The 7,762-nt window shown below is 72.4% G+C and carries 10 protein-coding genes; 7 read left to right on the forward strand and 3 right to left on the reverse strand.

Features of this window, described 5'->3' with window-relative positions; all coding sequences use genetic code 11:
• The first annotated feature begins 177 nt into the window (after positions 1-177).
• Together H0488_RS20160 and H0488_RS20165 are read left to right on the forward strand one after the other, a co-directional pair.
• Positions 178-609, forward strand: a complete 432-nt coding sequence (locus tag H0488_RS20160; RefSeq protein WP_183101019.1) for an ATP-binding protein — start codon at positions 178-180, stop codon at positions 607-609.
• A gap of 1 nt (position 610) precedes the next feature.
• Positions 611-1,414 carry an RNA polymerase sigma factor SigF gene (locus H0488_RS20165; RefSeq protein ID WP_183101020.1) on the forward strand — a complete coding sequence of 268 codons (804 nt, stop codon included), beginning with the start codon at positions 611-613 and terminating at the stop codon, positions 1,412-1,414.
• A 29-nt stretch (positions 1,415-1,443) separates the two neighbouring features.
• Here H0488_RS20165 and H0488_RS20170 read toward each other — a convergent pair whose 3' ends face one another.
• Complete coding sequence (locus tag H0488_RS20170) at positions 1,444-1,845, reverse strand: hypothetical protein (RefSeq protein ID WP_183101021.1); 402 nt, start codon at positions 1,843-1,845, stop codon at positions 1,444-1,446.
• A 223-nt stretch (positions 1,846-2,068) separates the two neighbouring features.
• Between H0488_RS20170 and H0488_RS20175 the strand changes: the two genes are divergently transcribed.
• Positions 2,069-2,323, forward strand: a complete 255-nt coding sequence (locus H0488_RS20175; protein WP_149748440.1) for a WhiB family transcriptional regulator — start codon at positions 2,069-2,071, stop codon at positions 2,321-2,323.
• Positions 2,324-2,348: 25 nt separating this feature from the next.
• Here H0488_RS20175 and H0488_RS20180 read toward each other — a convergent pair whose 3' ends face one another.
• Complete coding sequence (locus H0488_RS20180; protein WP_183101022.1) at positions 2,349-3,821, reverse strand: PAS domain-containing sensor histidine kinase; 1,473 nt, start codon at positions 3,819-3,821, stop codon at positions 2,349-2,351.
• An 84-nt stretch (positions 3,822-3,905) separates the two neighbouring features.
• On the opposite strand from H0488_RS20180, the gene H0488_RS20185 reads away from it, so the two are divergent.
• From H0488_RS20185 to H0488_RS25310, 4 genes are read left to right on the forward strand one after another with little or no spacing between them, the layout of a single operon-like run.
• Positions 3,906-4,784 (forward strand): DUF2785 domain-containing protein, encoded by an 879-nt coding sequence (locus tag H0488_RS20185; protein WP_183101023.1) that lies wholly within the window; start codon positions 3,906-3,908, stop codon positions 4,782-4,784.
• 22 nt (positions 4,785-4,806) lie between these two features.
• A complete protein-coding gene (locus H0488_RS20190) occupies positions 4,807-6,477 on the forward strand; it encodes an acetolactate synthase (RefSeq protein WP_183101024.1) in 1,671 nt (556 codons plus the stop codon).
• 7 nt (positions 6,478-6,484) lie between these two features.
• Positions 6,485-6,880: a thioesterase family protein gene (locus H0488_RS20195; protein ID WP_183101025.1), complete on the forward strand. Its 396-nt coding sequence runs from the start codon at positions 6,485-6,487 to the stop codon at positions 6,878-6,880.
• Positions 6,881-6,926: 46 nt separating this feature from the next.
• Positions 6,927-7,001, forward strand: coding sequence for a 50S ribosomal protein bL37 (locus tag H0488_RS25310; protein WP_376768484.1), 75 nt, complete (start codon positions 6,927-6,929; stop codon positions 6,999-7,001).
• Positions 7,002-7,166: 165 nt separating this feature from the next.
• Here the strand turns inward: H0488_RS25310 and H0488_RS20200 are convergent.
• The coding region (locus H0488_RS20200) for a helix-turn-helix transcriptional regulator (protein WP_183101026.1) at positions 7,167-7,762 on the reverse strand (596 nt) is incomplete at its 5' end.

A 7,762-nucleotide genomic window follows, 5' to 3' on the forward strand; every position in this document is an offset into this window, starting at 1 on the left:
GCGGTCTGCTCGGCGGCGGCCTCCCGCCGCTGCCGCTGCCACTGCCATTGCCCCTGAGCGTCGCGTAGTCGATCCGCAGTACGACGGCGGCCGCACCCCGTGCTGGGATGCGGCCGCTGTCGTAGGCTCGTCCCGAGACGTTCCGAGTGGTGGATCAGCTGACGGCGAGGAGACGGCATGTCCGAGACGAGCACGGTGCGCAGGATCGATGCCCGGTCCGACGTCGAGCTGAGGCTGCCTGCGGACGGGGCCTATGCCTCCGTGCTCCGGACCCTGACCGCTGGTCTGGCGGCCCGTCTCGACTTCACGATGGACGACATCGAGGACCTGCGGATCGCTGTCAGCGAGGCGACCGCGATGGTGCTCCAGGAGGCCGACCCCGACACCGACCTGGTGTGCCGGTTCGACCTCGCACCGGGTGAGCTCAGCCTCGACTGCAGCACCACCTCGACCGCGCCGACCCCGCCCGACTACGACAGCTTCGGGTGGCAGGTGCTGACGACGCTGACGACCGCGGCCAGCGTCGACGCGAAGCCGGGCCACTACGCCGTCCGCCTCACCCTCCACTCCTCGCTCGACCCGGCCGCCCTCGACGGAGCCGGGCTCTGACATGACCGAGGTCGAGTCTCGGGAGAGCGGGCGCTCCGCTGCTCTCGATGCGACGCGGCGCGAGAACGCCCGTCTGTTCGCGGTCTTCCGCGACCCCGACGTCTCCGATGCCGAGCGCGAGGGAGCGCGGGAGGCGTTGGTGCACCTGCACCTCGCGCTGGTGGAGCACTGCGCACGCAGGTTCCGCAACCGGGGCGAACCGTTCGAGGACCTGGTCCAGGTCGGCACGATCGGCCTCATCAAGTCCGTCGACCGGTTCGACACCGAGCGCGGCGTGGAGTTCTCCACCTACGCGACGCCGACCATCATCGGCGAGATCAAGCGGTACTTCCGCGACAAGGGCTGGGCGATCCGGGTTCCGCGGCGTCTCCAGGAGCTGCGGATGCAGATCAGCGCCTCCACCGCGGAGCTCACCCAGTCGCTGGGCCGCTCCCCCACCCCCCGCGAGATCGCCGAGTCGATCGGCTGCTCGGTCGAGGAGATCGTGGAGGGCCTGGAGTCCAGCAACGCCTACGCCACGCTGTCCCTCGACGCCACCGACGACTCCGACGGCGGCGGACCGAGCATGCTCGACGCGATCGGCATCGACGACGCCGCGCTCGAGCACGTCGAGATCCGCGAGTCGGTGAAGCCGCTGCTCGAGGGCCTGCCACCGCGCGAGAAGACGATCCTGCTGCTGCGCTTCTTCAAGAACATGACGCAGTCCCAGATCGCGGCGGAGATCGGCGTCTCCCAGATGCACGTGTCCCGGCTGCTGACCCGCACCCTCGAACAGCTCCGGGAGTCGCTCGAGGCCGACGACTGAAGACGGCCGAGACGGCCGAGACGGACGAGCTACTCCCCGGGGTCCTCGGGCTCCTCGCCGGACAGGGCCCGGATCGAGTCGGGGTGCACCACACCGGCGAGTACGACGAGCGCGACCACCGCGACGGTCACCGCCGCCACGGCGTGCTCGCGGATGTTCCAGGCCAGGCCCAGCCAGATCAGCTGGGTGATCAGGGCCGGGCCGCGCGACCAGGTCGTCCGGCGCCACAGGCCCCAGCCGGCGACGAGCAGGAGCGCGCCGTACGCGGCGAAGAACGCGGCGGTCGACAGGCCCATCGCCCGCCGGTCGGGGTCCACGTCGGCGATCTCCACCACCGCGAGCGCCAGCAGCACCATCCCCTGGACGGCGACCAGGGACGCCGCCACGGTCAACGGCGGAGGCGCGGGAGGCGGATTCGGCGTGTCGGGCACGGCGCGGAGCCTAGTAGGCGGCCGGACCGCCTCCCTCCTCCGCGCGGCTTTGTGACCCATCAAACCGTCCCTAACACTTGATTCCCGAGCGTTTCCTTGGAAACCTTGCAGGGCGATCGTGAAACCGTTCACTTTTGCGGTTGTTGTCGCGCCCGCGGGCCGCGGAAGCGCATTCAGAGCTTGACCACGGCCTGCAAGCAGAGGAAAGAGGGATTCCCCACCCATGGATTGGCGTCACCGTTCCGCATGCCTCGACGAGGATCCGGAACTGTTCTTCCCGATCGGCAACACCGGTCCGGCCATCCTCCAGATCGAGGAGGCCAAGCAGGTGTGCCGGCGTTGCGACGTGCGCGAGCAGTGCCTCGCGTGGGCGCTCGAGGCGGGTCAGGACCACGGCGTCTGGGGAGGTCTCAGCGAGGACGAGCGGCGCGCTCTCAAGCGCCGCAACGCCCGTGCTCGGGTGCGCACGACCGCCTGAACACCGCCTGACCACCGCCCGGTCGCTAGTCCAGCGGGATCGAGAGCTCTGCTCGGGTCCCGCCTGCAGGCGACGCCCCGAGGGTGAGGTGACCGCCCAGCTCGGACTCGACGAGGGTCTTCACGATCGACAACCCCAGGCTGGGCGAGCTGTCCAGCTCGAACCCGTCCGGGAGGCCGAGGCCGTCGTCGTCGATGGTCACCTCGAGCTGGCTCCCCCGCCGCTGCGCGGCGAGCACGATCTCCCCGGCTTCGTCCGGGGTCGAGCCGTCGTGCGGGTAGCCGTGCTCGACGGCGTTCTGGAGCAGCTCGGTCAGGACCATCGCGAGCGGGGTCGCCTGCTCCGAGTCGAGCATCCCGAACCGCCCCTCCCTGCGCACCCGGACCGGCGCCAGCCCGACGTCGGTCACCAGGCGCGCGAGCCGGTCGGCGATCTCGTCGAAGTCGACCGCCGCCTCGACCGCCTGGCTGAGCGTCTCGTGCACGATCGCGATCGACCCGACCCGGCGTACCGCCTCCTCCAGCGCGGCCGTCGCCTCCTCCGAGTCGATCCGCCGCGCCTGCAGCCGGAGCAGCGCCGCGACGGTCTGCAGGTTGTTCTTCACCCGGTGGTGGATCTCCCGGATGGTGGCGTCCTTGGTGATCAGCTCGCGATCGCGACGACGGAGGTCGGTCACGTCCCGGAGCAGGATCAGGCCCCCGATGTGCTCGCCGTCGGGGCGCAGCGGGATGGCGCGGACGATCAGCGCGATGTCGCCCGAGCCGATCTCCGTGTCGCGGTGCGACCGCGCGCCCAGCACCGCGCTGAGCGTCTCCTCGTCGGGCCGCTTGCGGGGCGGCACCAGCTCGCGGGTGAGGTCGGTGAGCAGGTGACCCGCCAGGTCGCCGGTCAGCCCGAGCTTGCGATAGACCGACAGCGCGTTGGGGCTCGCGTAGACCACCCGACCCGCGGCATCGACCCGCAGGAAGCCGTCGCCCACCCGCGGTGAGTCCGCGTGGTCGCTGCGCTGCCCGGGCGCCGGGAAGTGCCCGGAGGCGATCATCTTGGTGAGGTCGCCGGCCGTCTCGAGGTAGTTGATCTCGAGTCGGCTCGGGGTCCGGACGCCGAGCAGGTTCGTGTTGCGCGCGATCACCGCGATCACCCGGTCGCCGCGCCGCACCGGGATCGCCTCGACCCGCACCGGGACCTCGTCGCGCCACTCCGGGTCGCCCTCGCGCGCGATCCGCCCCTGGGTGTAGGCGGCGTCGACCAGGGGGCGGCGCCCGAGCGCGAGGAAGGAGCCGACGATGTCGTCGACGTACGCCGTCGGGCCGGTCGTCGGGCGCATCTGGCCGCCCGCCCAGTAGCCGGTGCCGGCCCGGTCCGGCAGCCAGAGCACGAGGTCGGCGAAGGACAGGTCGGCGATGATCTGCCAGTCCGCGAGGATCCGCTGCAGCCACTCGATGTCGTCGTCGGCGAGGTCGGTGTGGCGCCGGGCGATGGCGGGCAGGGACGGCACGACCTCACGGTAGTGCGTGCCTCCGGGCACAGACCCCGCGCGCCCCCTGGACCACCGGTCCAGACCATTTGGCAGGATGTCTGTATGCCCCCCATTGTCGACTGGCGACACGTGTCTGCAGCCGACTTCAGAGTGCCCACCGACCGCAGGCTGTCCGACCTCACCGCCGAGCTGACCGAGCTCCTCGGCACCCCCGACTCCGAGGCCCGCGAGCTCGCGCTCGCGGTGCTCTGCACCTGGATCGAGCGGGGGGTCTACGACGACCTGCTGCCCGGCATGGGCGACGGGATCGCCACCGGGCTGCTCACCGGGATCGGCGAGCGCGGCACCGACAGCGTGTTCAGACGCAGCTTCTCGGCACTCGTCGTCGCTGAGGTGATCGACCGGGACACCCGCAGGCCGCGGGTCACCCGGTCCAAGGTCCACGAGTGGGGTGATCGCCTCGCCACCTGGTTCCTGATGGAGCGCGACGAGCGCGGCTACGTCGACAAGCGCGGCTGGGCGCACGCCATCGCGCACGGCGCCGACGCGTTCGGCGCGCTCGCCCGCTCGCCCCACTGCGGTCCCGGCGAGCTGCTGGTCGTGCTGGACGTGATCGGCGACCGCGTGACCCGACTGCCCGAGGCGGTCTGGCACTCCGGGGAGCCGGACCGGCTGGCGATGGCCACGGTCCACGTGCTGCGTCGCGGCCTGGTCCCCTACGAGCTGGTCGAGTCCTGGCTCGAGCGGATCGCGCTGGCCGCGCGACCACGACGAGACGGCACCGACACGCCGAACGTCTACCTGCAGACCGGCAACCCGGCGTCGTACCTCCGCGCGCTCTACCTGCAGCTCGCGCTCGGGCCTGCGGCGCCGCCGCGGCGCACCGACCTGGTGCTGCTGCTCGTCGAGCACCTGCGCCGGGCGCACCCCGCCTACCTCGGTCCCTCGCACCACCGGGCCGGACCTCCGGCGGGCGATTGACCCGAATCGGTAGGTTGCCCGCATGACCTCGACCGAACTCTCCGGCCACGCCGGGCAACTCGCCGTCGCCGTCGCCCAGGCACACGGCGTCGAAACCATGTTCACGCTGTCCGGCGCACACGTCTTCCCGATGTACGACGGCGCGGTGAAGGCGGCCAAGGAGGGGCGGCCGATGCGGCTGCTCGACGTGCGTCACGAGCAGACGGCGGCGTTCGCCGCGGAGGCGACGGGCAAGCTGACCCGGGTGCCCGGGCTCGCGGTGCTCACCGCCGGACCCGGCGTCACCAACGGGGTCAGCGCGATGGCCCAGGCCCAGTTCGCCGGGTCGCCGATGGTCGTGGTCGGCGGCCGGGCGCCGAACAACCGCTGGGGCACGGGCGCACTCCAGGAGATCGACCACCTCCCGATCGTCAGCCCGGTCACCAAGCACGCAGCCACCCTGATGACGGCCGACGACGTGGCTGCGGGCTTCCACGACGCCTTCACGGCTGCCCGGTCCTCGCACCGGGGCCCGACGTACGTCGACGTGCCGATGGACGAGTTCTTCAACGTCGGGACGGGCACGGTGCCGGTCGTCGGCGCCGGAACCGGCCGCGGCGCCGACCCCGACACCGACGCGATCGACCGGATCGCGGGCCTGCTCGCGGCCGCTGCGCGGCCCCTGCTGATCCTCGGCACCGACGTCTGGGCCGACCGTGCCGAGGAGGCCGCTCTGCGCTTCGTCGAGGCGATGGGCGTCCCGGCCATCACCAACGGCATGGGACGCGGCGTCATCCCCGGCGGCCATCCGCTGCTGGTGACCAAGGCGCGGGGAGCGGCGATCGGTGGCGCCGACCTGGTGGTCGTGGTCGGCACTCCCCTGGACTTCCGGCTGGGCTACGGCGTGTTCGGCGGTAAGGACGGCGCCCAGCCGGCGCAGGTCGTGCACATCGCCGACTCCCCCGGCCAGGTCTCGTCCCACGCCGCGCTGGCCGGGTCGGTGAGCGGTGACCTCACCGCGGTGTTCGACGGCCTGCAGGCGGCCGTCGAGCGCGGCTCCCGCCCGGACTGGACCAGCTGGGTCTCCGGGCTCCAGGACACGGTCGCGGCGGCTGCGGCCCGCGATGCCGAGCTGCTGTCGGCGGAGGCGGACCCGGTCCACCCGGCCCGGATCTACGGCGAGCTGGTGCCCCGGCTGGCCGACGACGCCGTCGTCATCGGCGACGGCGGCGACTTCGTGTCGTTCGCCGGCAAGTTCGTCGAGCCGAAGCGGCCCGGGTGCTGGCTCGACCCCGGCCCCTACGGCTGCCTCGGCGCCGGTCTCGGCGCGGCCATGGCCGCCCGGATCGCCCGTCCGTCGTCCCAGGTGGTGCTGCTCCTCGGCGACGGCGCGGCCGGCTTCTCGCTGATGGACGTCGACACGCTGGTCCGCCACGACCTGCCGGTCGTGATGGTGATGGGCAACAACTCCGCGTGGGGCCTGGAGAAGGGGCCGATGCAGATGCTCTACGGCTACGACGTCGCGGCCGACCTCGCCCCGCGGACCGCCTACGACAGCGTCGTGAAGTCGCTGGGGGGCGCGGGCGAGACCGTGACCGACCCGCGCGAGATCGGTCCGGCGCTGGACCGGGCGTTCGCCGCAGGCGCGCCGTACCTCCTCAACGTGATCACCGACGTCGACGCGGCCTACCCGCGCGCGACCTTCGGCATCTGAGGGCACCATGAGCCAGGTCCCGACGGCCGAGGCCGCGCTCCGGTTCACCGTCACCGACACCGACACCGCCGCGGCGGTCGGCTCCGGGAGCCTGCCCGTGCTCGGCACTCCTGTGCTGCTCGCCTGGTGCGAGGCCGCGACCTGCGCTGCCATCGCCCCCGAGCTGGCCGCCGGCGAGACCAGCGTGGGGACCCGGGTCCAGCTCGAGCACCTCGCGCCGAGCGCGGTCGGCCAGCAGGTCGAGGTCACCGCGCGACTGGCGTACGCCGACGGCCGGCTCCGCCGGTTCTCGGTCGCCGCGCGCAACCTCGGCGCCTCCGGACCGGGCGCCTTGGTGGGCAGCGGCGAGGTCACCCGGGTGGTCGTCGACGGCGAGCGTTTCCTGGCCCGAATTTCGGGCTGACTGCCAACCCTGAGACACTGGGGTGTTACCGACCCCAGGAGGAACCATGGGCAAGACTGGCCGCAAGCGCCGCTCGCGTCGCAAGAAGGCAGCGAACCACGGCAAGCGTCCCAACTCGTAACTGCGCCAGCGTGTCGCAGATCGTGCCGCGCCGCCCGGGCCCTCGCAAGCTCGGCCCGGGAGCGCCGCACGATGCGGCTTCGTCGCCGTGCGACACGCTGCCGCGCCGCAGTTGACGTCGTCGGTGGCACTTCGCCGCTGGCGACTTCCGGTTTTTTGGACGGTCCTACGGTCGGCGGGCCTCGCTGGGTGATCGACCGGTGCTGCGCTTGAACGCGCGGCTGAACGCCTCCTCGGAGTCGTAGCCGACCCGGCGCGCGATGGCCGCGACGCCCAGCGTGGTCGAGCGCAGCAGGTCGCCGGCGACGTGCATCCGCCATCCGCTGAGGTAGCGGATCGGAGCCAGGCCGAGCACCGCGCGGAACCGCTCGTCGAGCAGCGACACCGACACGTTCGCCTCCCGCGCGAGCCCGGCGACCGTCCACCGGTGCTCGGGTGATCCGTGGATCGCCGCCAGGGCCGGCGCGAGCACCGGGTCGCCGAGCGCGGTGACCCAACCGGCCTCCGCCTGCGGAGCCGTCGCGAGGTGGAGCCGCAGCACCTCGCGCACCAACAGCTCGGGCAGCTGCGTCGGTCCCTCGAGCCCGCCGCGCGACGCGGGCGCCGTCTGCGCCAGTGCGTAGTCGATGCTCGCCTGGACCCACCCGCGCGCCGGACCCTCCCCCGGACTCACCACGAACAGCGGTGGGAGCGCCCGCATCCGCGGGTCGAAGAGCGGGTGGTCGCTGGTGAGGTAGCCGCACACGACGTCGGTGCGGCGCC

The organism is Nocardioides pelophilus, assembly GCF_014180685.1.
Taxonomy (GTDB): domain Bacteria; phylum Actinomycetota; class Actinomycetes; order Propionibacteriales; family Nocardioidaceae; genus Nocardioides; species Nocardioides pelophilus.